General features: G+C 30.3%; 17 protein-coding genes. 5 read left to right on the forward strand and 12 right to left on the reverse strand.

Annotation, left to right across the window (positions count from 1 at the left end; all coding sequences use genetic code 11):
* Positions 1 to 5: 5 nt before the first annotated feature.
* Complete coding sequence (locus ACSIGC_RS15055) at positions 6 to 2,504, reverse strand: DUF5916 domain-containing protein (RefSeq protein ID WP_442265601.1); 2,499 nt, start codon at positions 2,502 to 2,504, stop codon at positions 6 to 8.
* A 267-nt stretch (positions 2,505 to 2,771) separates the two neighbouring features.
* Between ACSIGC_RS15055 and sucC the strand changes: the two genes are divergently transcribed.
* On the forward strand, positions 2,772 to 3,968 hold the full coding sequence (gene sucC / locus ACSIGC_RS15060) for an ADP-forming succinate--CoA ligase subunit beta (protein WP_442265602.1): 1,197 nt from the start codon (positions 2,772 to 2,774) through the stop codon (positions 3,966 to 3,968).
* A 92-nt stretch (positions 3,969 to 4,060) separates the two neighbouring features.
* On the opposite strand, the gene ACSIGC_RS15065 is transcribed toward sucC, so the two are convergent.
* Positions 4,061 to 8,422, reverse strand: a complete 4,362-nt coding sequence (locus ACSIGC_RS15065) for an Ig-like domain-containing protein (RefSeq protein WP_442265603.1) — start codon at positions 8,420 to 8,422, stop codon at positions 4,061 to 4,063.
* A gap of 452 nt (positions 8,423 to 8,874) precedes the next feature.
* Between ACSIGC_RS15065 and ACSIGC_RS15070 the strand changes: the two genes are divergently transcribed.
* Positions 8,875 to 9,219 carry a hypothetical protein gene (locus ACSIGC_RS15070; protein ID WP_442265604.1) on the forward strand — a complete coding sequence of 115 codons (345 nt, stop codon included), beginning with the start codon at positions 8,875 to 8,877 and terminating at the stop codon, positions 9,217 to 9,219.
* 54 nt (positions 9,220 to 9,273) lie between these two features.
* On the opposite strand, the gene ACSIGC_RS15075 is transcribed toward ACSIGC_RS15070, so the two are convergent.
* From ACSIGC_RS15075 to ACSIGC_RS15110, 8 genes are all read right to left on the reverse strand, one after another.
* Positions 9,274 to 10,107: a hypothetical protein gene (locus tag ACSIGC_RS15075; protein WP_442265605.1), complete on the reverse strand. Its 834-nt coding sequence runs from the start codon at positions 10,105 to 10,107 to the stop codon at positions 9,274 to 9,276.
* Positions 10,077 to 10,895 (reverse strand): hypothetical protein, encoded by an 819-nt coding sequence (locus tag ACSIGC_RS15080; RefSeq protein ID WP_442265606.1) that lies wholly within the window; start codon positions 10,893 to 10,895, stop codon positions 10,077 to 10,079. Before ACSIGC_RS15080 ends, ACSIGC_RS15075 begins: the two co-directional genes overlap by 31 nt.
* Before the next feature lie 102 nt (positions 10,896 to 10,997).
* Positions 10,998 to 12,989, reverse strand: a complete 1,992-nt coding sequence (uvrB, locus tag ACSIGC_RS15085) for an excinuclease ABC subunit UvrB (RefSeq protein WP_442265607.1) — start codon at positions 12,987 to 12,989, stop codon at positions 10,998 to 11,000.
* A 56-nt stretch (positions 12,990 to 13,045) separates the two neighbouring features.
* Complete coding sequence (locus tag ACSIGC_RS15090; RefSeq protein ID WP_442265608.1) at positions 13,046 to 15,967, reverse strand: T9SS type B sorting domain-containing protein; 2,922 nt, start codon at positions 15,965 to 15,967, stop codon at positions 13,046 to 13,048.
* Positions 15,968 to 16,065: 98 nt separating this feature from the next.
* A complete protein-coding gene (locus tag ACSIGC_RS15095) occupies positions 16,066 to 19,575 on the reverse strand; it encodes a T9SS type B sorting domain-containing protein (protein ID WP_442265609.1) in 3,510 nt (1,169 codons plus the stop codon).
* A 45-nt stretch (positions 19,576 to 19,620) separates the two neighbouring features.
* Positions 19,621 to 20,469 (reverse strand): ABC transporter permease, encoded by an 849-nt coding sequence (locus ACSIGC_RS15100; protein ID WP_442265610.1) that lies wholly within the window; start codon positions 20,467 to 20,469, stop codon positions 19,621 to 19,623.
* Positions 20,470 to 20,479: 10 nt separating this feature from the next.
* Entirely contained in the window at positions 20,480 to 21,376 is an 897-nt protein-coding gene (locus ACSIGC_RS15105) for an ATP-binding cassette domain-containing protein (protein WP_442265611.1), read from the reverse strand.
* Positions 21,377 to 21,506: 130 nt separating this feature from the next.
* Positions 21,507 to 22,007, reverse strand: a complete 501-nt coding sequence (locus tag ACSIGC_RS15110) for an IS1096 element passenger TnpR family protein (RefSeq protein ID WP_442265612.1) — start codon at positions 22,005 to 22,007, stop codon at positions 21,507 to 21,509.
* Between the two features lie 73 nt (positions 22,008 to 22,080).
* On the opposite strand from ACSIGC_RS15110, the gene ACSIGC_RS15115 reads away from it, so the two are divergent.
* From ACSIGC_RS15115 to ACSIGC_RS15125, 3 genes are read left to right on the forward strand one after another with little or no spacing between them, the layout of a single operon-like run.
* On the forward strand, positions 22,081 to 22,497 hold the full coding sequence (locus ACSIGC_RS15115) for a PaaI family thioesterase (protein WP_442265613.1): 417 nt from the start codon (positions 22,081 to 22,083) through the stop codon (positions 22,495 to 22,497).
* A 7-nt stretch (positions 22,498 to 22,504) separates the two neighbouring features.
* Positions 22,505 to 23,350 carry an alpha/beta fold hydrolase gene (locus ACSIGC_RS15120; protein WP_442265614.1) on the forward strand — a complete coding sequence of 282 codons (846 nt, stop codon included), beginning with the start codon at positions 22,505 to 22,507 and terminating at the stop codon, positions 23,348 to 23,350.
* Complete coding sequence (locus tag ACSIGC_RS15125) at positions 23,347 to 24,405, forward strand: chorismate-binding protein (RefSeq protein WP_442265615.1); 1,059 nt, start codon at positions 23,347 to 23,349, stop codon at positions 24,403 to 24,405. Before ACSIGC_RS15120 ends, ACSIGC_RS15125 begins: the two co-directional genes overlap by 4 nt.
* A gap of 76 nt (positions 24,406 to 24,481) precedes the next feature.
* Here ACSIGC_RS15125 and ACSIGC_RS15130 read toward each other — a convergent pair whose 3' ends face one another.
* Together ACSIGC_RS15130 and ACSIGC_RS15135 are read right to left on the reverse strand one after the other, a co-directional pair.
* Positions 24,482 to 24,841, reverse strand: coding sequence for a PUR family DNA/RNA-binding protein (locus tag ACSIGC_RS15130; protein ID WP_442265616.1), 360 nt, complete (start codon positions 24,839 to 24,841; stop codon positions 24,482 to 24,484).
* Between the two features lie 80 nt (positions 24,842 to 24,921).
* A complete protein-coding gene (locus tag ACSIGC_RS15135) occupies positions 24,922 to 26,676 on the reverse strand; it encodes an ABC transporter ATP-binding protein (RefSeq protein ID WP_442265617.1) in 1,755 nt (584 codons plus the stop codon).
* Positions 26,677 to 26,844 lie beyond the last annotated feature (168 nt).

Below are 26,844 nucleotides of genomic sequence, written 5' to 3' on the forward strand. Positions count from 1 at the left end.
CATGGTTAGAAAAGATTTTTAATATTATTATAGTCGATAAAATATACTAATCGTAAAGAGAATGTGTGTCTCATATTTTCATCAAAAAGACGATTAATATTATCTGAAAAGCCAATATCGGCAGGAGCAAAGTCTGAATTCGGATTAATTGAATTTCTGTAAAAAGCAATTAATTGACTTCCAGGTGCAAATTGCCACACATAATTTAAATCTAAATTCCAGCTGTTAAAGTTCCTGTCGTAATTTCCTGTGTGTGAACTAGAAATTAACTGCCCATTAGATCTGTCTAATTTTAATAATTCGTCTTTGTATGGAACTTTACTCCAGTTATGCCTAAAACTTAAGGATAAAGATGAGTTTGTATTAAAACTATATTTACCAGATAATGTGTTTTCGTAATTAGTTCTATCTCTTTGTCCGAAAATAATTGAATTATCTTCTAATTGATCTATATAGCCTAAATCATTATTTGTTTTATTAAACCTGAAGAAATAATTTAAAGAAAATTTATTATTAAAACGATAACGAGGTCCTATACCAAATCCATAAGCTTCTTTTTCAATATCTTTAAAAAAAGTATAAAACCAATGATAATCTAGAGCTAATTTTTTTCTGTAATCTGTTGATGCCCAGTGATGAATGTTTATTCTTGTTGGTCTTTCAAAGAAAACTCCAGAAGTACTTCCTTGCCTTGGTTCAAAAAAATCTTTTGTTGTTGTTCTAACATTAATATTTCCTCCAAAATTAAATCGATTTCGGGTTTCAGACCAAAATGAAATTCCAGTAGTTGTTCCTGTATAAATTCCAGATTTATGTTGAAAATTTACATTATACCACCAATTTATTCCGAAATTATTAAAAATTCCAACAGGTTTTAATTGACGATAACCTGTAAAACCATAAATAGTTTGTTCATTATTGCTGAATAGAATTCCTAAATCGTTTGGATTGAAGTCTTTGTTCTCAAAATTATATCCAATTTCCCAGCGCCAAGCTCCTGATTGTTTACCAATACTGGTATCGAAAGAATAACCAGTTGTTGCATTGGCAGGATCGTCACTAATATCTGTCATTCTAAAATTACCATCAATATTATATGTACTAGATTTATCTTCAACATGCCATAATAATCCGGTAGCGTTTGCATCTCTAAATCTTCCATCTCTAGTAACATTTGTGTTAATTAAAGTAATAGAAGAATTTTGATTGAATTGTTTGTCTAATACCATAATATTGTAATTGGTAAAAGGCTCAGTGACAGCTTTACGTTGACTTTTAGTCGTGATAACTTCGGTACCAATTTGAGTTTGTTCTGTTCTTTCGATAGTAGCTTCTGTTTTTTCAGTAATAGCGTTAAAAAAACCAATACCTAATCCATCTTTTGTTCTTCCTGAAATTTTTATAGCGTTCAACATTTGAACTTTATTTGGATTATCAACTATTTCCTCATTTATTTTTTTTCCAGCAATAAAATCATCATCATTTTGTAAGTTTCCTTTTATATTAAACTGATCAGTGGGAGAACCACCAATTCTTCTTGAATAAAACAAACGACCTTTAGAAAACAATTCTGTTCCTTCAGTAAAAAACTGGCGTTGCTCTGTAAATTGTTGTTCAAACGGGCCTAAATTTAATTGTACATTATCAAAACCCACTTGACTAAAATCAGGAATTAATGTAGCGTCTAATGTGAAGTTTTCTGTTAAACCATATTTAATATCCATACCAACACTCCAATCGGTATCTGTATTTCCATTTTCAGTAATTATTGTTCCAGATGCGTATGGATATAAGTTTAATCTTGTAGGGGGAGAAATATTTTTAAAATTTTCAATCAATCCATCGTATTGTGTCCATCTTCCTATACTATTATCTATGTGATTCCAAGTGTACTGTGAATTTAAATTTTGAATTCTTCTATGGTAGTTTATTCCCCAAGACTGTATTTCACGATTAGCAAAACGTAAAGCTCTGTAGGGGATTTTCATTTCAACAACCCATCCATTTTCTGTAACTTTAGTATTACTATCCCAAACAGCACTCCAATTAAAATCTTCATTACCATTAGAAATTTTAGCATCTGCTTGAACTCCTGAACTTGTGACTATAAATTCAAAAGGATTTTGTCCATCATCATTAGGGTTTATCGTAATTAGAAAAAAATCGGTGTTACCAATATTATCTCTATTAGTGAATTCTGAAGGGATTTTATCTGGATTAGGGTCAAACATTTTTGCAGCAATATAAATAGCATTATCATCGTAAATAAGTTTCACTTCTGTTTTATAATCAGATAGTTCACTCTTACCATTGTCTGGTCTAAATTCAACAAAATCTTTAGCAATAGGAACATTTTGCCAAACAGTGTCATCTAAATTACCATCAATTTTAGGAGATGAGCTTATTCTTGTAGCTGAAAGCTTTTTTCTTTTGATGTTTACTTGGGCATTTGTATGTATTATATTTAATGCACAAATGATTAGTAATATAGTTAGTTTTTTCATTTTTAATATAGCACTTGATAATAGTTAAATAGTGTAATAGATTTATAGTGTGTTTGTTTTTCTAGAAAAAATTGATCGATTACAGTAAAGACCAGTGAAAAAATAGACCGTTACAGATTTAATTTTTTTTAACAATTTTTTAGGAGAGTTAGAGTTCAGAGAAAAATCATTTAAAAGAAAAGTGAAATGATAATTTTTTAATGTGTCAAAGCTATTTTAGTTTGAATTGAATTTGTATTTTTGTTCGACTTTTAAAATTCATAACGAATGAACTTACACGAATATCAAGGTAAAGAAATATTAAGTAGTTTCGGCGTTCGTACACAACGCGGTATCGTTGCTAGTACTCCTGAAGAAGCTGTAGAGGCAGCAAAAAAATTAACTGAAGAAACAGGAACTGGTTGGCATGTAATTAAAGCTCAGATTCACGCAGGTGGACGTGGAAAAGGTGGTGGAGTAAAATTAGCTAAGAATTTAGACGAGGTAAAGAGCATTTCTGACGATATCTTAGGAATGATGTTGATTACACCTCAAACTTCTGCTGAAGGTAAGTTAGTAAATCAAGTTTTAATTGCTGAAGATGTTTACTACCCAGGTGATAGCGAGCCAAATGAATTTTATATGTCAGTTTTATTAAACCGTGCTACAGGAAGAAACATGATTATGTATTCTACTGAAGGTGGTATGGATATTGAAGCTGTTGCTGAAGAAACTCCACATTTAATTTTTACTGAAGAGATTAACCCTGGAACAGGATTGTTACCATTCCAAGCTCGTAAAATTGCTTTCAACTTAGGTTTAAGCGGTGGAGCTTTAAAAGAAATGGTAAAATTTGTTACTGCTTTATATACAGCTTATGTTAAGTCTGACTCAGCTTTATTTGAAATCAATCCAGTATTAAAAACTTCTGATGATAAAATTTTAGCTGTAGATGCTAAAGTAACTTTAGATGAGAACGCTTTATTCCGTCACAAAGACTATGCTGCTTTAAGAGACGAACGTGAAGAGAATCCTATCGAAGTTGAAGCTAAAGCTGCAGGATTAAATTATGTAGATTTAGATGGAAATGTTGGATGTATGGTAAACGGAGCTGGTTTAGCAATGGGAACTATGGACTTAATTAAGCAAGCAGGTGGTGATCCAGCTAACTTCTTAGATGTTGGAGGTACAGCTGATGCTAAACGTGTAGAAACTGCTTTTGAAATCATTTTAAAAGATCCAAATGTAAAAGCAATTTTAGTAAATATTTTTGGAGGTATTGTACGTTGTGATCGTGTAGCGCAAGGTGTTGTAGATGCTTACAAAAACATGGGAGATAAAATTAATGTGCCTATCATTTGTCGTTTACAAGGAACAAATGCTAAAGAAGCTAAGGAATTAATTGATAATAGCGGAATGGAGATCATTTCTGCTACAGAATTCCAAGAAGCTGCTGATAAAGTAGGTGAAGTGTTAAAAGCATAAAGATATTAGTGTGTAAACTAATTCTTAATTAAATATATTTTTAAAAGGGCTGTCTTTCTTAAGACAGCCCTTTTTTATTCTGTATTAGAGTATTACTTTACTTTAATAAACTTACCAAAATACTTTGTTTTATTGTTTGTTAGAGTATAAAAATATAAACCACTTTCTAATAAGCTTAAATTAAAATTATTTTTTCCTTTTTCTGAGATTACTTTAGATTTAAAAACTATAGCTCCTTTACTATCATAAATTAATAACTCATTATTATTATCATTATTTGAATTTAAAAACTCAAGGGTCATGAAATTATTAACAGGATTAGGATAAATTTTAAATGAATCATTTTTAGTGTCAGTAGAAATTAAGTTACTTCTGTTTAGTGTGCTTAACCCATCTAAATATGCTCTATGACTTGAAGAAAATGTTGAGTTTCCAAATAAATCCCAATTAATAGACCATGTCATTAATCCTCTAAAGTCTGGATAAATACCATTTGTAGTATAAGTTCTTCCTGGGTAAGTAGTTCCTTTAATTAAATAATCTAATGCCTGTTGTACCATAGTTTCAGAAGTATAACCACTTCCAGCAGCTTGTGTTGTTGCAGGTAAACCAATAGCAACTTGATCGGGTCTTAAGCCGGGGAAAGTTAATCCAGTTTGGGCTACTTTAAATCCAGTAATTAACATTTCTGCCATAGCGACATGAAAATCAATAGTAGCAGGTTGATAAATTTTTCCATCCCTACCAAACATTGATCCTGTATTATAATGTTGAACATGAATATAATTCATTTCATTGCGTAGTGCGTGAACAACAGGAAGGTATGCTCCAAAAATACCAGAATAATTACCGTAAGCTCCTTGCACGTAAGCTGTTTCTGGAGCCATACTTAAAATAAAGTTATTTTCACCAATGTTATTTCTTATTGTTTTGGTAGCATCGATTAAGTTAATAATTTTAGGCGTAGTTGGATTTCTAAAATCTGTGTCCCCACTATTTAATGAAAGAGAACTACCTTCTAAGTCAATATCTAATCCATTAAAACCATAAGTGTTTATTATGTTTGTCATTGAACTTATAAATTCATTTTTTTCACTTTCATTATTCAACTCAATTTTTGCATTAGCGCCTCCAATTGAGATTAAAACTTTTTGACCTCTAGCTTTTACTGTAGCTATATCGTTTATGAGCGCTTGTGTATTTCCTTGGTAAATCTCATATGGCGTAAATTGCATATCTGCTGTACTTCCTGTTTTAGGCTCTGCAAAGGCAACACAAATTACATCCCAATCTGTAGATACTTCACTTAATCGTGGAGTAGTTGATCCATTATTAAAGTTATGCCAATAGCCAACTAAAATTTTTTCAGGAATACTATTATTACCACCACCAGAATTTTTTCTAATTAGAACTACACTTGAAGTAGTTTGATTATTATCATTATCAGTAGCAACGACTGTTAGTGAGTAACTCGAATCTTGTGCGTTAGTAATAGTAAAGGAGTATGGGGAAGTTAAATCCTCGCCTAGTTTAATGCTCCCATTAAAAAATTCTACTTTAGAAATGGTTCCATCATCACTAGCGTCAGCATTAATAACAATATTATTGTTTGAATTATAGGTGCTACCATTTAATGGAGATGTAATATTTACTTGAGGAGAAGTATTATTTCCTCCATTGCAGCTACCTGTTTTAGACCATGCATCTTGCCAATGAGCTCCTGTACCTGGAGCATATGCCCAAGCTGAAGAAGAAGAACACCATCCTGGGATTTTGCATTTGAATTTTTCACCTTCATTTTGAACTTCCTGATCTTGTCCATATGAATTACCGGCTACATATTGAGGAAGCCCATTGCAATTACCACCTCCAGTAGTTGATGTAACAGATATGTTTATAGTTGAAGATGTTGTTGTTAATCCTTTATTATCAGTAGCTACAGTCGTTAAATAATAATTTCCTTCAGTGAAATTATTTATAGTAAAAGTATAAGGAGCGGTTGTATCTTCACCTAGTTTAGTGTTTTCATTAAAAAATTCTACTTTAGCAATAGTTCCATCGCTGTCCGTAGCAGTAGCGGTAATAGTTATCGTTTCGCCTTCGTTAAATGAAGTATTATTATTAGGGCTAATAATACTAATTGATGGAGGGGTGTTTTCTCCAGTATCGCCACAATTTTTAATTTTTCTCCAAGGTTGTCCATCACCTGTATGAGTATCTGGAGTTTGATTTAACGACCACCATTTCGCTTGATAGTTTACATTTTTATATACAATATTTTCTCCTCCTTTGTATGTAGTTGTAGAAGACCAATCAGGAATTCCATTACAAGTGTCTGAAGTATCTCCATTTTTAACCGTAATTGAAACTGCTGTAGAAGTGGTAGAAGTATTATTATTGTCAGTAGCTATGGCTGTTAAAGAATAATTCCCAGAAGAAACATTTTGCCAGATATATTCGTATGGAATAGTAGTATCTTCTCCTAGTTTAGTATTTCCATTAAAAAACTCTACTTTGGTTACCGTTCCATCGTTATCTGAAGCTGTAGCTAAAATAGTTATATTATCACCTGTGTTGAAAGAGTCATTATTGGTAGGAGAAGATATGTTTACCGTTGGTGATTCATTAGAGTTGTCACTATTTACTATTATAGTAATAGCAGAAGAAGTCGTAGAAGCATTGTTATTATCAATAGCTTTAGTGGTTAAAGAATAATTTCCAGGAGAAACATTTTGCCAGGTATATTCGTATGGAATAGTAGTATCTTCTCCTAACTTAATATTGCCATTATAAAATTCTACTTTAATTACCGTTCCGTCATTGTCAGAAGCTATTGCGGATATATTAATAGTATCACCTTGATTGAAATTTGTATTGTCGTTTGGTGACGTTATACTTACTGATGGTGGAGTATTTCCGTCAGTTGTACCGCTAGCAAAAACTTCATTTATTTTATTTACTAAAGGAGATTTTACGTTAGACCATCTTTTTAATTTTGTTCCAAACGAAGTGACAGAACCACTTAATTCTAAATCACCATATACAGTCCAAACTATTGTTCCACCTAATTGATTATCATTAATAAATTGTGCTTTTATACCTATAGATTCTTCATCATCGTAACTTAAAAAATATTTACCATTCACTAAATAAGGCACTTTAGCTTCATTATCCCATTTTCTTGTCCAGCCACTATTAGCAGATAGTGCTTTTTGTTTGATATAATAGTAATTAGGAGTTCCGTCATAAACATCTCTAGGCCAGTTTGTAAAGTCAGATGCTGTTTGTATTGGACCATCAGGCTGAACGTTTTCTGATCTTTTAACGGTAGAAGCGTTAAGATCTGCATTACCAGCAGTTATAACTCCTCTTCCATAAAATGGAGCTCCAAAACAAATCTTATTTTTAGGAACATTTAATTCATTTAGTTTATCTAAAGTTGATTTCCAACTAAAAAAAGATACCTCAGCATTTGTATACGGATAAACGGGAGCATTATGTCCAGCTTTGTTAGACCAACCTCCATTATAGTCATATGTCATCATGTTAAAGTAATCCATAGAGTTAGCTAATCTACTCCAGTTAAAACCTTCAAGCTTTCTTGGATCAGCAGCCATTGCAGCTGTTATTAATTTGTCTGATCCTATAGCTGCTCTAATCTCTTCCACTAATTTTTCGAAATTTTCAAAATCTGCTTGAGTACCTGTAAAATTCATTCCAGAATAAGGACCAGGATATTCCCAATCCAAATCAATACCATCAAATCCAGTTGCGATTAACTTTTTACAATCGTTAATAAATCGTGCTCTTTTAACAGGATCTGCCGCCATTTCTGGAAAATGTTTACACATACTCCAGCCACCAATAGATGCCATAACTTTAACTCCTTTTTGGTGAGCTAAATTGATTAAACCAGGGGCACCATTTTCTTTATGTAATGGGAGTGGAAGAGTTCCACTTAATCCCCATGTAGGGTGAGTCCATGTATTTCCATTAACTTCAACTTGAAAACCTTGAGCTTCTGCTCTTTGTTTAGCATTTTCATTGATGAATTGAAGAGGTTCTATTTCACCGAATAAAATATGCATATCCCAACTACTATAAATATCTGTAAAAAAGATGTCTTTAGGTTCTTGACTTACTCCGTTTTTATAAATTTGCTTATTTCTATGATCTCCACTATGTAACGATCCATCATTAGCTACTCCAAAAAAGGAATAGTTTAAAATAGTATACTTTGAATAATCAATATTCAAATGTGTTAAAGCTCCTTGAGCAGGAAGTCCTGCATTGGTCGCTTTCCAAGCATCCCAGTTAGTAATGTAACCAATAACTTGTTTTTGATGATTAGATGTAGTGGCAGTTCCACCTGTGTTAACTTGTGATAAAAGAATTGTGGTAGTGAAAAAGAATACAATTAGTAGTCTTTTTCTAATAAAAGAATAGGGTTTCATATGTAATAGGTTGTTAATTAGGGTTTTAATTTATTTTTTTTGTGTTTTTTAAAAAAATAAAATCGACAAACGACATAAAAAATACAATTGGAGACATATAAAAATAGATAATGAACATTAGAAATAATGTTAATCTGGCTGATAAATTGTTTAATAAACCTATTAATTTTTAGCTAAAATTTTAATATTCACTTTTTATTTTTATATGTGTTAAATTGTTGTTTTTTAGAGTTTTAATTTTGGGTTAATCTTTGTTGATATTGTTAACATTAAAATTAGTTTTTGATAACTAATTACTTTCATTTTCTTGAGTTTTAGGTAACTTTTTGTTTAGTAGTGTGTTATATTTTTGATGAAGTTAATTACTAACATTAGAACCCCCGATTAACAAAAGTTAAAAGAGTAAAAGAAGATCAATTTTAATTAAAACAAAAAACAAAAAATCTACCATTATGAAATCAATCAAAGCCTTATTAATTATTGTAACATTATCATTTAGTTCAATTATTTATGCCAATAATACAAGTTCTACAGACAAAAAAGTATTTACAGAAGTAAGAGAGGAAATTCAAAATTTACTAAAGAATCCAGGTTTTTTAGTAGAAGAAGATATGAAGATCACTGTACGTTTAACAGTAAATAAAAGAAATGAAATTGTTGTTTTATCTGTAAATTCAAGAACAAGCAATTATCAAGTTGAAGCATTTATTAAAAACAGATTGAATTATAAGAAATTATCCGAAAAAATAGAAGCAAAAGTATATACATTACCAGTGATAATGGTGTCTAAAAAATAAGTTTTCATTAAAAAAATAAAGCTTCATAGTATATATTATGAAGCTTTTTTGAATTTACTTTAAGTTCTTAATTTTTTTATCCCATTCAATTTTATTTTCTATAAAATAACTTTTATTATTTTTTAATTTCTTTTGATTTCTCCAATAGGTCCCTGTGTATTTAATAAGGTAATATCCATCAGGAAAAATTATAATACTGGAAGGATTTTTAAATGCGCTCTTGAAAGTTTTTTTAATAATTTTATTAGGATCGTTAAAGTAATTTCGACTTTCTAAATCTTGATAAGGAAATCCTTTATTGATATCGTATACACTAAAAAAAACTACTTTCTTATTTTTCTTAGACCTTTTTCGGTCACCTCCAATTTCTTCTAAATAGTTTTTATATCCTATTACTCTCTTAACTTTGAAAGCTTTTCTCTCGAATTTTTTTAGTTTTTTCTTTTTTGAATTATAAGGTAAATAGCCTATTTTGTTATTTAAAGAATCGAGATAAATATATGCCGATTGTTCTGACATATCATTTTTATTAGGAATTGTATCCTTGTAATTGATAGACCAAGTTTTAGTACTGTCGATTCTATTTCTAAGTGCAAATAATTTCTTTATTTGTTGGTGTTTTTTCTTGTCGAGTTTGCCAAATATTTCATTAAGAAAAAGTTTTTTTAAAATGATTGTATCGTTTTCTAGTTTAACATAACTAAAAAGATCACTATTAATTCTATTCGTAAATTTTTCTTCAGATATTTCATTAAGCTCATGATCTAATAAATACACTTTTTTATCAGTAGAATATGTTTGGCCTTTTGATGCAATACTTACAAAAAGAAAGAAAATGATTGTTATTTTATATGTTATTATTGTAATTGTTTTACTTTTCGTTTCCATTGTTTTCTTTTTCTATTGAAAAAACTTTTCTTCAATAATTTTTTAGTGATATTTTTTCTTCCGCTAAAAGATATATAATTTCTATTTCCAAAGAAAGAAAGGTAAAATTGTCCATCAGGATGAATAACTATAACTTCATAATTTCTTACAGCTTCTCTAAAAGATTTTTTTAAAATTAAATTATCATCTTTAAAATAACTAAGATTATATAGCACATTTTTAGGAAAACCATGATTCTTATTGTAAAAGTGAATTAATTCTGATGTTTTTTCTTTTCCAAAAGAACTGATCTCTTTTTCTATGTGGTGAACATAATCGTTATAACTGCTCAAATGAGCATGATAAGCAGCATTACTGTAATCTTTTTTAGGAGTTTTAGAGTCAGAACCATAAGGAACAAAGCCAATGACTTCTTTTTGTTTGTTATAGTAAGCTATACCCGATTGAGCCGGCATTTTTTCTTTATTAGGAATTGAATCGACATAATGAATAAACCAAGCTTTAGTAGTGTCTATTTTATAGCGTAAACTATATAATTTTTTAAGCTGATGATGTCTTCTTTTATCTAATTTACCAAAAACTTCCTTATACATTAATTTTCGTATAAATGAAGAATCGTTTTCGTAATTTACAGTTTTAAACAATTCTGAGTCTTCGTTTTGTTTGAAGTTTAAAAATGATATTTCTTTAAAGTCAGCATTATAATAGCGATATTTTTTTTGGTGAGTTGTTCTTTGTGCATTTATAGAAATAAATGCAAATAAAGAAACAATAATAATTTGTTTCATTTTGATTTTATCAGTTTAAATTTTGTTAAGAGTTACTTTAATTGGAAAATGTTACCCAATTGATTGTTCAAACAATTTTAGAAATATGAAATACGAAAATAGTTAAGTTAAATGTTCTTTTAAAACTTTTATTTCATCACGTAATTTTGCAGCTTCTATAAAGTCAAGTGCTTTTGCAGCAGTTTCCATTTGTTTACGTTTTTCTCTAATTCTTTTTTCTAGTTCTGGTTTAGGTAAGTATTCTAAATCTTGTTCAGCAGCTTTTTGCGTAGCCGATTCATATTGATAAGAAGTGGTTGTATTCTTTGACAAAGTATTGTCTATCTTTTTATTAATTTGTTTGGGAGTAATACCAAATTTAGTATTGTAGTTTACCTGTTTTTCTCTTCTCCTGTTAGTTTCATCAATAGTTTGTTGCATGCTATTAGTAATTTTATCAGCATACATAATCGCTTTACCATTTACATTACGTGCAGCTCTACCAACAGTTTGTGTTAAAGATCTGTGCGAGCGTAAAAAGCCTTCTTTATCAGCATCTAAAATGGCAACTAAAGAAACTTCAGGTAAATCTAAACCTTCTCGTAATAAATTTACTCCAATAAGTACATCAAATAAACCTTTTCGTAAATCTTGCATAATTTCAACACGTTCAAGTGTGTCTACATCGGAATGAATATAACGACATCGTATTTGAATTCTTGTTAAATATTTAGCCAGTTCTTCAGCCATTCTTTTTGTAAGAGTAGTTACTAAAGTTCGTTCATCTTTTTCAACACGAATTTGAATTTCTTCAATTAAATCATCAATTTGATTTAAACTCGGACGAACTTCAATTTCTGGGTCTAATAAACCAGTTGGACGAATAACTTGTTCTACAAATAAACCTTCTGTTTTCTGTAGCTCATAATCTGCAGGAGTAGCAGAAACGTAAATGACTTGATTTTGTAACGTTTCAAACTCTTCAAATTTTAGAGGGCGGTTATCCATTGCTGCAGGAAGTCTAAACCCGTATTCTACCAAGTTTTCTTTTCGACTTCTATCTCCACCATACATAGCATGAACTTGCGGAACTGTTACATGACTTTCGTCAATAACCATTATATAATCATCTGGAAAATAATCTAGTAAACAGAACGGACGTGTTCCAGCTTCTCTACCGTCTAAATATCTTGAGTAGTTCTCTATTCCAGAGCAATAACCAAGTTCACGAATCATTTCTAAATCGAATTCTGTTCGTTCTTTTAAACGTTTAGATTCTAAATGCTTTCCTATTTCAGAGAAGTAATCGCATTGTTTTACTAAATCATCTTGAATCTGATGAATAGCATTTTGTAAAATATCTGGAGATGTTACAAATAAGTTTGCCGGATATATATTTAGATGTTCAAATTCTTCTACAATTTGATTGTTTTCAATATCAAAAGCTTCTATTTCTTCAATTTCATCACCAAAGAAATGAACACGATATCCGTTGTCTCCGTAAGAAGGATAAATTGTAACTACATCTCCCTTTACTTTAAATGTCCCGCTTTTAATTTCTACTTCAGAACGCGCATATAAACTAGTAACTAATTGATGTAAGAATTTTGTTCTTGAAATTTGTTGTCCGACTTCAATCTCAATCACATTCTTTTTAAATTCAATTGGATTTCCAATACCATACAAACAAGAAACTGAGGCGATTACAATGACATCTCTTCTGCCAGATAAAAGAGAAGAGGAAGTACTAATTCTTAAACGTTCAATTTCGTCGTTTATGGAAAGATCTTTTTCTATATAAGTTCCAGTAACAGGAATATACGCTTCTGGTTGATAATAATCATAATACGATACAAAATATTCAACAGCATTATTCGGAAAGAATTGTTTAAACTCTGAATATAATTGTGCTGCTAAAGTTTTATTATGAGCTAAAACTAAGGTCGGACGATTTACTGTTGCAATAACATTAGCAACACTAAATGTTTTTCCTGATCCTGTTACTCCTAATAAAGTTTGATATTTTTCATCTGCGTTAATTCCATCAGCTAATTGTTTTATAGCTTGTGGTTGATCTCCAGTTGGTTGAAATTCTGAAACTAGTTTGAAATCCATATAACAAAAATAAGCATAGTTTGGGTGAAAATCTATGCTTATTCATGTTGATTGTATTATTTTCTTAGTAACGAAAAATGTCCTCTTCTTGTAAATGTTTTTCCGTTTCTATCAGTAAGTTCTATATTGAACCAATAATCGTTAGAAGGTAAGTTTCTTCCATTGTATAAACCGTTCCAACCTTCTCCGTCGATTTGTAGAGAGGTAATTAATTTTCCGAATCGATCAAATATATTAATACTACTTTTAGGATAGAAGAATGAGTTTGTTCCTTTAACATTCCATAGGTCGTTAACCCCGTCGTTATTTGGGGTGAAAAAATCTGGGAATTCTAAAACAGAAACGTCTAATTGAGCTATTCCACAATCGTTTTTATCTCTAATAAGAATAGTATAAATACCACCTTTTAAGTTTTCAAATTTTGGAGAATCTTGAAAGTCAACAACGATTTGATTGTTTTCATTTTGTAGCGCAAACTCATAATCACCAATGCCTAAATTTGTTCCAGAGTTGTTAATAGATATTGAGTTGTTTTCAGAATCATCTACAATGGTAACATCATTTTGATTTACAGATGCAATGATTGATTCATTAACAATAATAGTTTTAGATCTTCTACATAAAGTAGTTGTATTAATTGCAGTCACTTTATATGTTCCTCCCTGTGTTAAATCAAGTGTTTGATTATTACCTATTATGGTTGGATCACCACTTCTAGTCCATTCATAACTATAATTTCCATCAGGATTTTCAGCTTCAATACTCGAAAGGTTATTCAAACATAAAATTTGAGGAGAAGTAATGTCAAAATTAGGAAGCGGTAGCGTTCTAATAAAGAGTTTACTTAATCCTGTACAATTGTTATTAATTTTATTAACAATTTTAATGAAAATGGTTTGCTGTGTGTTTGCAGGAATATTAGTATTTCTATAATTGCTAATATTAGTGATTTGATTGGTTACTGCATCTCTATCAGTTTCATTTTCAAAAAATAAGATGTTTAAATCGTTTCTAATAGCAGGAGCAAAAAGATTTTTAACTTCAGTTTCAGCATCAGAAATATCAAAAGTAGTAATACCGTCAGTATCGTCGTTATTTAGGGTATTATTTCCATCAGCATCTAAGAAATCATCACAGGCAGTAAATTCTTTATCATAAAGAATATCAGCGGCAAAATTAATTGAGATATTAAGTTGCGAAATTCGATAACAATTTTTATCAGAAATAGTTCTTACCCAAATGGTATCACCATTATTAGCATCATAATTAATGGGGTCAGAGATTTCGGCAGAATCAGCAATAGCATCAGCTTGAGAAGGATAATATTTAAAAGTTTCGTTAGTGTGATTATTGGAAATATTTATTTGAGCTTGAGTTAAGTTAATAGTTGCTGCAAGATCTCCATCATTTTCACACTGTTCAATTAGAACATTAGGATTTGCTAATACAGGCAATGAATTAACGACAAGTTTGAAAGGAAGAAAACTGGTTCCAGCTTCAGAAGCAGTAAAACAATTTGTATTAGTTCTATTTTCTACTCTAACATAAATTGTTTGCTCATTAATAGAAGTATTTCTATAAGCAGAGTTTTTATCTATACTATCAGTTGAATTATCGGTTTTTGCTCCTGTAAGTGTAGTGTGATAACTAACATTATATTGTGTTGAAGAAAGACTTCCTAGAATTTCACTGTCTTTAGAAGAAAGTATAAAGTTATTAAAAAAACCGTCAGTATCACCACCATTAGCTGTATCATCACAAACTTCGTAATCTATAGGTTGAGTTGGAGTAGGCAAGGAGGTAACATTCAATTGGAAAGAAGTTGTATCAAAACAAACATCAGGATTTCCGTTATTGTGAATTCTAGCATAAATTGTTTGGCTACTATTAGGAGAAGGGTTGGTATAAGGGTTAGGTAATGCGTTAGCAGTATTATTAGCATCGGCATCAGCTTGGCTTAAATAGTAATTAACTTCAAACTGACTAGGTGTTTGAGTACCTAAAACTTGAGGAGTCACATCATTTTGTAAATCGAAACTATTTAGGCCATCACTATCTGTGTCACAAAAATTAATGTTGGTTACTGTATTAGCAATAGGAACAGGTAAATACGTGATTTCAACTTCATCTTCAGCAGTTCCCCCTACATCATCTGTAATAATTACTTTATAAATTCCAGATCTATTATCGTTAATTGTTAAAGTTGCGTTAGTTTCTCCTGGAATTGTAGTAAATCCTGAACCAGTATTAATTAGCCATTCAAAAGCTGTTGCAACACCTCTAGTAGGGGTTCCGTCCAGAGTAATAGGAGTTCCATTACAAGCTGTTTGATCAATTCCTAATTCTCCTGTTACAATAGAACAATCAGTTGCACCAGCTGAAGATGCACCAAAGTTGGTTTGTTCTAATTTAATTTTTCCTGGAAGGCCTTCATAATTTGTGATAAGTAATACATAAAATTGACCAGCTTGTGCATTATTAATGGAGAAGTTTTCTATTGGAGAAGGGTCAAAACTACAGTCGACAATATTGGTGTTGTCTAAATTATTAGTGTAAAAATTAGGCGATCCTGTGTTACTAGGACAGCTTACGGGTGAGCCAGATGCATCTGTACATGTTTGAGCTAAACTAGTACAATTACTGTCTGGAGTAGCAAAAGGTCCCCAGGCTATAAAATCTACATCTATCCTTACACCAACAGGATTTCCTGTAGCGTCAAAATCTGCAGCTTGAATAATTTGGAAATTTAAATCCCCTGTTTGCTCTACTCGAATAAAAAACCAAGCAGGGTTTGGAGTTTCACCTAAACACCCAACCGAACCACTATTAGGAACTCCTGTAACATTGGAGAAAATTTTAACACCACTACTATCTGAACACATAGGTTCAGCTGCATTACAAGTAGAAGCTCCGTCTTGGGCGTACGTCCAAAATAAAGTAGAAAATAAAAAAGAGATATAAAGTAATTTTCTTACCATAATTTCTTGAAAGTGGGATTATTCGATTAAAAGTTAGTAAATAACTCTTGCAATATAACAGTTAAAGTTAGTGAATTCCTACCTTTTAAATACTAATTTTATTTTCTTAGTAACGAAAAATGTCCTCTTCTTGTAAATGTTTTTCCGTTTCTATCAGTAAGTTCTATATTGAACCAATAATCGTTAGAAGGTAAGTTTCTTCCATTGTATAAACCGTTCCAACCTTCTCCGTCGATTTGTAGAGAGGTAATTAATTTTCCGAATCGATCAAATATATTAATACTGCTTTTAGGATAGAAGAATGAGTTTGTTCCTTTAACATTCCATAGATCGTTAACCCCGTCGTTATTTGGGGTGAAAAAATCTGGGAATTCTAAAACAGAAACGTCTAATTGAGCTATTCCACAATCGTTTTTATCTCTAATAAGAATAGTATAAATACCACCTTTTAAGTTTTCAAATTTTGGAGAATCTTGAAAGTCAACAACGATTTGATTGTTTTCATTTTGTAGCGCAAACTCATAATCACCAATACCTAAGTTTGTTCCAGAGTTGTTAATAGATATTGAGTTGTTTTCAGAATCATCTACAATGGTAACATCATTTTGATTTACAGATGCAATGATTGATTCATTAACAATAATAGTTTTAGATCTTCTACATAAAGTAGTTGTATTAATTGCAGTCACTTTATATGTTCCTCCCTGTGTTAAATCAAGTGTTTGATTATTACCTATTATGGTTGGATCACCACTTCTAGTCCATTCATAACTATAATTTCCATCAGGATTTTCAGCTTCAATACTCGAAAGGTTATTCAAACATAAAATTTGAGGAGAAGTAATGTCAAAATTAGGAAGCGGTAGCGTTCTAATAAAGAGTTTACTTAATCCTGTACAATTGTTATTAATTTTATTAACAATTTTAATGAAAATGGTTTGCTGTGTGTTTGCAGGAATATTAGTATTTCTATAATTGCTAATATTAGTGATTTGATTGGTTACTGCATCTCTATCAGTTTCATTTTCAAAAAATAAGATGTTTAAATCGTTTCTAATTGCAGGAGCAAAAAGATTTTTAACTTCAGTTTCAGCATCAGAAATATCAAAAGTAGTAATACCGTCAGTATCGTCGTTATTTAGGGTATTATTTCCATCAGCATCTAAAAAATCATCACAGGCAGTAAATTCTTTATCATAAAGAATATCAGCGGCAAAATTAATTGAGATATTAAGTTGCGAAATTCGATAACAATTTTTATCAGAAATAGTTCTTACCCAAATGGTATCACCATTATTAGCATCATAATTAATGGGGTCAGAGATTTCGGCAGAATCAGCAATAGCATCAGCTTGAGAAGGATAATATTTAAAAGTTTCGTTAGTGTGATTATTGGAAATATTTATTTGAGCTTGAGTTAAGTTAATAGTTGCTGCAAGATCTCCATCATTTTCACACTGTTCAATTAGAACATTAGGATTTGCTAATACAGGCAATGAATTAACGACAAGTTTGAAAGGAAGAAAACTGGTTCCAGCTTCAGAAGCAGTAAAACAATTTGTATTAGTTCTATTTTCTACTCTAACATAAATTGTTTGCTCATTAATAGAAGTATTTCTATAAGCAGAGTTTTTATCTATACTATCAGTTGAATTATCGGTTTTTGCTCCTGTAAGTGTAGTGTGATAACTAACATTATATTGTGTTGAAGAAAGACTTCCTAGAATTTCACTGTCTTTAGAAGAAAGTATAAAGTTATTAAAAAAACCGTCAGTATCACCACCATTAGCTGTATCATCACAAACTTCGTAATCTATAGGTTGAGTTGGAGTAGGCAAGGAGGTAACATTCAATTGGAAAGAAGTTGTATCAAAACAAACATCAGGATTTCCGTTATTGTGAATTCTAGCATAAATTGTTTGGCTACTATTAGGAGAAGGGTTGGTATAAGGGTTAGGTAATGCGTTAGCAGTATTATTAGCATCGGCATCAGCTTGGCTTAAATAGTAATTAACTTCAAACTGACTAGGTGTTTGAGTACCTAAAACTTGAGGAGTCACATCATTTTGTAAATCGAAACTATTTAGGCCATCTCTATCTGTGTCACAAAAATTAATTTCGTTAACAGGATTAGCTACAGCAGGAGTAAAAACACCAATAGAAAAGCTACCTTCAAGTTTTATAACTTCACTACAATCATTTGTGAGATTAACAGTTAGTTTATATTTACCACTATTATTTGTGTTAAGGTTATTTAGAGATAGTTTTGATTGATTAGAAATTATAGTTGAAGTTGTTCCGTTATCAAATGTCCATTCATAAGTTATTCCTGTACCAGTAACACTTCCAGAATCTATTTCAATGGAATCTCCAATACAATATTTTCTATCTTGATTATTTATGATATCTCCTGAGGATAGATCTATAATTTCAATAGGTAATAAAAGAGAGGATATAAAAGGGGGTAATCCTTGAGTAGATAATTTACCTCTAAGGTCTATAGCATTTTCTGTAAAAATAATGTCTCTAGCATTAGCTGTTGGATTTTCAATTACATCTAAACTTGTAGCATCACCTCTAGTATCATCAAAAGCTAATGGAATGGTAACATAAATACGACTATCAGGGCCTAATTGTAATCCTCCTCTAAAACCAATTTCTTGATGAATTATGTTTTTTGAACCAGGGATGTTAGCATCATTCAAATCGAATTGAAGTAATCTATATGTAGTTTGAGGATCATTCAAATCTAATCTAAAACCAGAAACAGTAGATATATACAACTTCTTTGAGTCTACAGAGAATTCAACACCATATGGTTGTCCGTCTGCAATTCTCGTTAAGATAATTTCTGAACTAGGGTCAACAGTTCCATTAGTAGCGTTAAAATTATATAAATTAGCAGAAGACAATTGGTTTGCAACTGCTAATTTAGTTCCATCAGGTGATAGTTTTAAATAACCTCTTCTGGTTGTATTACTAGGTACGGAAGAAATTACAGGAGTTGTATTAACACCAGTATCATCTACCTTAAATGCATAGAACGTATTATTAACAGCAGAAACTACCCAAAATGTATTACATTCTGTTCCTCTAACTGCTGCAACTTTTTCTGTCCAAATATCTTCTAAACTACCAGATAAAGGAGTAGGTCCATCTATAATTTCCCCTAATCCACTATTTTTAGAAATATCAATAGTATATAAATTTAATCCTTTTCCTGAAGCTCCACCCCCACTTGGTCCGTCATCAACAGTAAATAAATAATATATAGATGTTGATTTAGGTTTTGGTATAATCATACCTGACTGACTACTTGAAGGATTTCCGAGTAAATCAACAGCTAACCTACCATCAGAATATTTCATGATATCATGATTTTTATTCCAAACTGTAATTCCATCAGAATAAAAAAGTAAGTTTCCATTAGTGTCAGAAAAAGTAGAACACCCCTCAAGAGTATTAACTTGCCCATCTGTTATAGCAGTAGGAGGAGAGGTGTTAAAATCGATACCAGCATTTCTTCCAAAGTACCAAATGTTAGCTTCTTTTTGAGCAAATAGCTGAATACTTGAGAGAATAGTGATTAATAGTAAAGCTTTTTTCATTTTTGAACGTCCCGATTTAAGAAGATCAAAAATAAGGAAAACAGCCTATAAATCACGTTTTTTTAACAAGGCATAAGAAAGGTATACAAACACAGCTGTCCACAATAAAACAATTATAATATCTGTGTAGCGAACAGAATGATTTACTACTATATCTTCTCCTATTTGACGAGCAACAGATTTTACAGCGCTTAATCTAGTAACAGGTTCTCGTATTAAATTAGACATTGCTTCAAGAGGGAAAAACTGCATGATTTCATTGGCCTGTGCAAAAGATTGTTGTTTTAGATGTCTGAAATTCCATAATAAATATCCTTTAAACAAGCTCTCTATAACTAACCATACAATCATTCCTGCTACTGCAAAAGCTGATCTTTTAATTAAAATACCTAAGAATAATCCGAAAGAAAAGAATCCAACTAACTTTATGAAAAAAGCTAATAAATATTCTAAATCTGAAAGAATAATACTTAGTTCATTAAAATCAGAATAAATTAATCCCAAAATTAAAGAAACAATAAAAACAAATACAGTAGAAATTAAGGCAAATGCAATTACAGTATAGAATTTAGATAGTATAAATTCTTTTTTACTTAATCCATCAATCAGATTTTGTTTTAATGTTTTATAACTATATTCATTAGCCATCATTGATACAATAACTAATAATAGGAAAAATTTTAAAATAGCAGCGACATAAGTGTTAAAGTGCCATATATAAGGAAAGTTAAAAATCCCTTGATCTGCTAGATGAAATTTTACTGGTCCAATATTAAACTTTATAACTGCTATTAATGCTATGGAAGTTAATAATCCAAAATATATTAGAGACAATACTTTGCTAGCACGATTGTGCATCAATTTATGAAATTCTATTTGTAAAAGACGTAGCATAGTTATTTTTTTAGTGGTTTGTAAGATTAAGGAATTGTTCTTCTAAACTAGGTTTGCGCTTCACTAAATGAGAAACAATTATTCCTTTCTCAAACAAGTATTTATTAATGTCGGTAGCAGAAGCTTCGTTTTCTAATCGAGCGATAATTAAGTTATCTTCAATGTTAACTGTAGCGATATCATAATAATTTTTAAGAGCGTTAACTAAGGCTTCTTGATCACCATCAGTTTTAACTTCAATAATTCCATTAGAGGCAACCATGTTTTCTACACGTCCACTATATAACTTTTCTCCTTTTCTAATTACAACCACATGAGAACAAACCTTTTCTACTTCGTCTAATAAGTGCGAAGCTAATAAGATAGTTGTTCCGTTTTTAGCAATTTTTTTAATGATTTGTCTGATTTCGTGAATTCCTTGAGGATCTAATCCATTTGTAGGTTCGTCTAAAATTAAAATTTCAGGATCATTTAATAATGCAGAGGCAATAGCAAGTCTTTGTTTCATTCCTAAAGAATAAGTTTTAAACTTGCTGTGTCTACGTTCAAAAAGATTGACTGTCTTTAGTTTATCGTTGATGCTTTCTTTAGAAACTCCTTTGATTTTACAAATAAGTTCTAAATTTTGAACAGCTGTCATGTAAGGATAAAAGTTTGGTCGCTCAATAATAGCACCTACTTTTTTTAGAGCTTCATGAGTAGACATAGTTCCGTTAAACCATGTAAATTCCCCAGAAGTTTTATTGACAACGTTTAGTATGATACCTAAGGTGGTAGATTTACCACTACCATTTGGTCCTAATATTCCGTATACGTTTCCTTTTTCAATTTCAAAAGAAAGATTTTTAACTGCATGAACTCGTCCAAATTTCTTGTCGAGATTCTTAATAGATAAAATAGTATCCAATCGCAAAAAAGTTTAGTTAATTTCTTATTTGACGAACAAGATACCAAAATGTTACTGTTAATAAGGTTAGCTTAATAAAAAAATAAAATTACGAATATTAGTAATGTTTTGAGGTTTAGAAATCTATTTTCTAATATTTATCAAAATCAATATCATCAATATTGTCAAAATCATTAAAAGAATCGTTAAATTCTGAATCAAAATCGTCAACGATTTTGTCAGATTCAAAAACTTTATTTGGAGCTTCTTTAGGAACATCTCCAATGCTTAAAATAATTTTAGTTTCAGAAATTTTTTCTTCTGATTGTTCAATTACTTCAACATAAAATGTCCACATTTCTAAAAAATCGTAGACGTAAATTAATTTATCGTTTTGATGTGGTAAAATTTCATTTAAAATACAAGTAGTCATTGATAAGCCTACACCGGTTTCTGACATGTTGAACAAAGGTATTTCTTCTCCTTGATTCCAACCATTATCACTAGTATAAAAAGAAGCCATTTCATTTCCATCAAATCCAAAAGCATTTGCTATTTGTATATGTAGCTTTTCTAATGTTTGATGTTCATCTACAACTAATGTTCTAATCACATCTTCTTCTACGTCTAATATTACCCGAACTTTGTACATTATTCAATTTTTAATCACTACAAAAATACGTATTTTTATCCTCCATAATTTTATATTGATATTTTTATCAAAAATGAATTTAGAAGAAACGTTACAAAGACTTAATTCTTACAATAAAAATACGCTAATGGAAACTCTAAGTATAGAGTTTGTAGCTGTTGGAGAAAAATCAATTACTGCAAAAATGCCTGTTAATTCAACTGTTCATCAGCCTTTTGGTATTTTACATGGAGGTGCTTCTGCGGCTTTGGCGGAAACAGTAGGAAGTGTTGCTTCTTTGTTTTTTTTAAAAGAAAAAAATAAAGTTGTAAAAGGTATTGAATTGACTATAAATCACCTTAAAAGTAAAAAAGAAGGTGTAGTTTATGCAACAGCTTCACCTATTCATAAAGGGAAAACAACGCATTTGTGGGAGGTTAAAATTTTAGATGAAGAAGATAATCTCATTTCTATATGTAAACTCACAAATATTATTTTAGATAAAAAGTAATAAAATAATGCTGAAGAAAGTGCTTAAAATTATCGGTGTAATTATTCTTTTAATTTTTATAGGATTGTATTTTGCTTTTAGAATTTTTACAGCTCCTAAATCCGATGTTAAAATTCTTGAAGCTTATCAAAATAGTCGTTTAAAGCCTGTTTTAACAAATGAAACATATAATGATTTTAATTACCGAAAGCTTTCTTTAGTGGTTAATGACTCTTTACCAACTATGGTTTTTGTTCATGGTACGATTGGGTCAATTAATGATTTTTCAAAATATATATCAGATAATGATTTACAAACCAAATGTAATATCATAGCTTATGATAGAATAGGCTATAATTACAACGATAAAAATCACGTACAAGAAAGCATTAGTTTTGAAAGAAATATGCTAAAAGATGTAATCAAAGATTTATCTCCTAACAAAACTATTTTGGTAGGGTATTCATATGGTGGTCCAATAGTATTATCGGTAAAGAAAAAAGTTAAAGAAATTGTTTTGTTAGCTCCTGCAGTTTTTAGTAGTGTAGAACCTATGCCTTGGATGGTTAATTTTTATAAATGGAAATTAACACGTTGGTTGGTGCCAAGAATTTGGAAAGAAGCATCTAAAGAGAAACTTTCTCATAAGAAAGATTTAAAGCTTTTTGAAAGTGATTGGGAAAATACACCTAATAAAATAATTAGTATTCACGGTTCAGGGGATTGGATTGTGCCTTATGAAAATTCAAAGTTATTGGAAGATCAATTTCCAGAAGACCAATTTAAACTAATAACTATAGATAAAGCTAATCATGGATTAGTTTGGTCTAATTTTGATGCGGTTAAAAGTCAATTTTTAAAGATTTTAGATTGAAAATATTTAAAGAAATAGAATCGTCTTTGAAAGATGATTTACCTTTTGTGGCTTATAGAAAGCCAAACTCTAAAGAAGTAAAAAGTTTTTTTCAAAACAACGCTGCTTTATATTTGTCAAATGATTTTATTGAAGAGGGGTTTGTTTTTGCTCCTTTTGATAATTCTAAGCAATCTATTTTAATTCCTTCAAAGCAATCTAGAATTTTCAAAGAGAGTGTAGATGTTTCAGAAGGTGATAAAACAAAGGTTTTAGATAATTATGATTCTCTTAATAGTAATGAAAAGAATCATATTGAACTAGTGAAAAAGGGTGTTGATGCAATCCTGAAAAACTATTTTAAAAAAGTAGTTTTATCTAGAAAGGAGTTGGTTGAATTAAATGGTTTTGATGTTGTAACTATATATCAAAGATTATTGGCTAATTATCCAGCAGCATTTTGTTATGTCTGGTTTCATCCAAAGGTTGGATTATGGATGGGGGCAACACCAGAAACTTTGTTAGAGATAAATAAAAATGAGTTTTCTACAATGTCTCTAGCTGGTACGCAAGTTTATAATGCAGAGAAAGAAATTTCTTGGGGAGAGAAAGAATTAGATGAGCAACAATTAGTAACAGATTATATAACTGACAGGCTTCAGGAGGTAAGTGTTGACTTAAAGGTTAAGCAATTAGAAACTTTTAAAATTGGAAATCTACTTCATTTAAGAACTAAAATTTCTGGTAAAGCTAAAAGTAATATAGCTAGTGTAATTAGAGTTTTGCATCCTACTCCAGCGGTTTGTGGTTTCCCAATGCAAGAATCAAAGACATTCATATTGGAGAACGAAAATTATAATCGAAGTTTTTATACAGGTTTTCTTGGGGAATTAAATATTTCTAAGGAGAATGATGAAATATCTTCAAGTTTATATGTGAATTTAAGATGTATGCAAATTAAAGAGAGTAAAGCAATTCTCTATGTTGGAGGTGGAATAACAAAAGATAGTAACCCTGAAAAAGAGTGGGAAGAAACCAAAGTAAAATCTTTAGCGATGAAGCAAGTATTACAATAAAATAAAAAACCACCAATGTAACTTAAAAGTTAATTAGTGGTTTTACATTGTGTAAATTGAATTTGAACTAAATCGTTTATATATCGTCAAATGAAACGTCTGTAAAACTTTCAGCAGTCTGTTCTACAAAATTTTCAGTGCTTTTTTTAAAGTCTTTTTGATGTCTCTCGCTAATTACTTCGCTACCTTTTTGAGTAACAATATAATCAGTTGCTTTGTTTAACATCTCTTTAAAATCGTTAAAATCTTCTTTGTAAAGATAAATTTTATGTTTTTGATAATGGAAAGATCCATCATCGTGAGTGAATTTTTTACTTTCTGTTACGGTTAAATAATAATCGTCAGCTTTAGTGGCTCTTACGTCAAAAAAATACGTTCTTCTTCCTGCTCTTAATACCTGTGAAAAGATCTCTTCTTGTTCAACTCTCTCGCTCATAATTCAAATCTTAAAATACTAGTTAATTGTTTTTTTCACTAACAAATCTAACAAAATATTTTACTTGTGCACACAAAACGCTAAATTTCTTTTTCTAAAAGTTGTTGTTCATAAAGTGAATTGTATACCCCTTTTAGGTTTATTAATTGATTATGAGTTCCTTGTTCTATTATTTTGCCTTCGTCTAAAATGATGATTTTGTCAGCGTTTTTAGCAGATGAAACTCTATGGCTAATAATAAAAGTGGTTTTGTTTTTAGAGATTCTTTGTAAGTTGCTAAGAATTTTTTCCTCAGTTTCAGTGTCTACAGCTGATAAACAATCGTCGAAAATTAAAATTTTAGGATCTTTAATGATGGCTCTAGCAATAGACGTACGTTGCTTTTGTCCTCCTGAAAGTGTTACGCCTCTTTCTCCTAAAATAGTTTGGTATCCATTTGTGAAACCAGAAATGTTATCATGAATCACAGCATTTTTAGCTGCTTCTATAATTTCATCCTGAGTTGCATCATTTTTACCAAACTTGATGTTATTCTCTATAGTGTCAGAAAATAGGAAAGGGTCTTGTGGAACAAAACCTATTTGATCTCTAATCTCGTTTAAGTTTAGGTCTTTTATAGGTTGATTATCTATAAATATTGTTCCTTCAGTAGAATCATACATCCTAGAAACCAAATTAGCTATAGAAGATTTTCCGCTTCCTGTTTTACCCATAATAGCTATAGTTTCTCCTTGATTAACATCAAAATTAATTTTATTTAAAGCTGTAATATTTGTGTCATCATAGGTTAATGAAACATCTTTAAACTGTATTTTTCCTAAAATATTTGTTTTTGAGTTGTTAAAGTTTCTGATTTCAGGGACTTGTTGTAAAAACTCATTAATTCTTTGTTGTGAAGCTTCAGCTTGCTGAACAATTGAAGTAACCCAGCCTACAACTGCAACCGGCCATGTTAAAATATTAACATATAAAATAAACTCGGCAATAACTCCAATCTGTATTTCTCCAGCTATGTACTGTTTTCCTCCAATATATAGTACTAAAATATTACTAATTCCTATTAGTAAAATCATTAAAGGGAAAAATAAGGCTTGTATTTTAGATAGTTCAATATTCTTTTCTTTGGCTTTATCTGCTAGTTCATTAAAATTGCTTAAAACAGATTTTTCAATAACATAAGACTTAACAACATTAATTCCTGAGAAAAACTCTTGATTGAAAGTGGTTAATTTTGAAAGATATTCTTGAACAATAGTAGTCTTTTTATTAATCTGTTTGCTTAATATGAAAATTGAAACAGATAAAACAGGAAAAGGAATTAGTGTGTATAATGTAAGTTCAACATCTGTTTTTAACATTTTAGAAAAACCAATAGTAAATAACACAATCATATTCAGAGAATACATAATTGCTGGTCCGAAATACATTCTAACCTTAGAAACATCCTCAGAAATACGATTCATTAAATCTCCAGTTCTGTTCTTCTTGTAAAAATTAACAGAAAGCTTTTGGTATTGTTCGTAAATCTCATTCTTTAGATCAAATTCTATTAAACGAGACATCACGATTAGGGTTTGTCGCATTAAAAATGTGAAAAAACCAGCGAGTAAAGTAATTCCAATTATTATTAAAATATTAATTAAAAGTTGTTGTTTTACATTACTCAGATCTGTGGTTTTTCCATTCAAATAATCTTCAACAATATTTAGTGAGTTTTTAATTATTTCAGGAATTTTTAGAGCTAACAGCTTCGATAATACTGTAATAAGAATCCCAATTAATAATCTCCACTTATATTTTATAAAATATTTATTTAAGTATTGTAAAGCTTTCAATTTTAAAAATGAATTTTTTTATTTGTTTTTTTATGATTTTACTAGCAGAAAACGTTTTCTTGTTAATAAATTCTCAAATTACAAGTCTTTTTTTGGTTTGTAATTACGGAATCTGTATTTTAGCAGTCCTAATATTAAGGAATAGTTAAATTCTTTTTAAGTAAAACG

It is taken from the genome of Tenacibaculum aquaeponti (genome assembly GCF_052084715.1).
Taxonomy (GTDB): domain Bacteria; phylum Bacteroidota; class Bacteroidia; order Flavobacteriales; family Flavobacteriaceae; genus Polaribacter.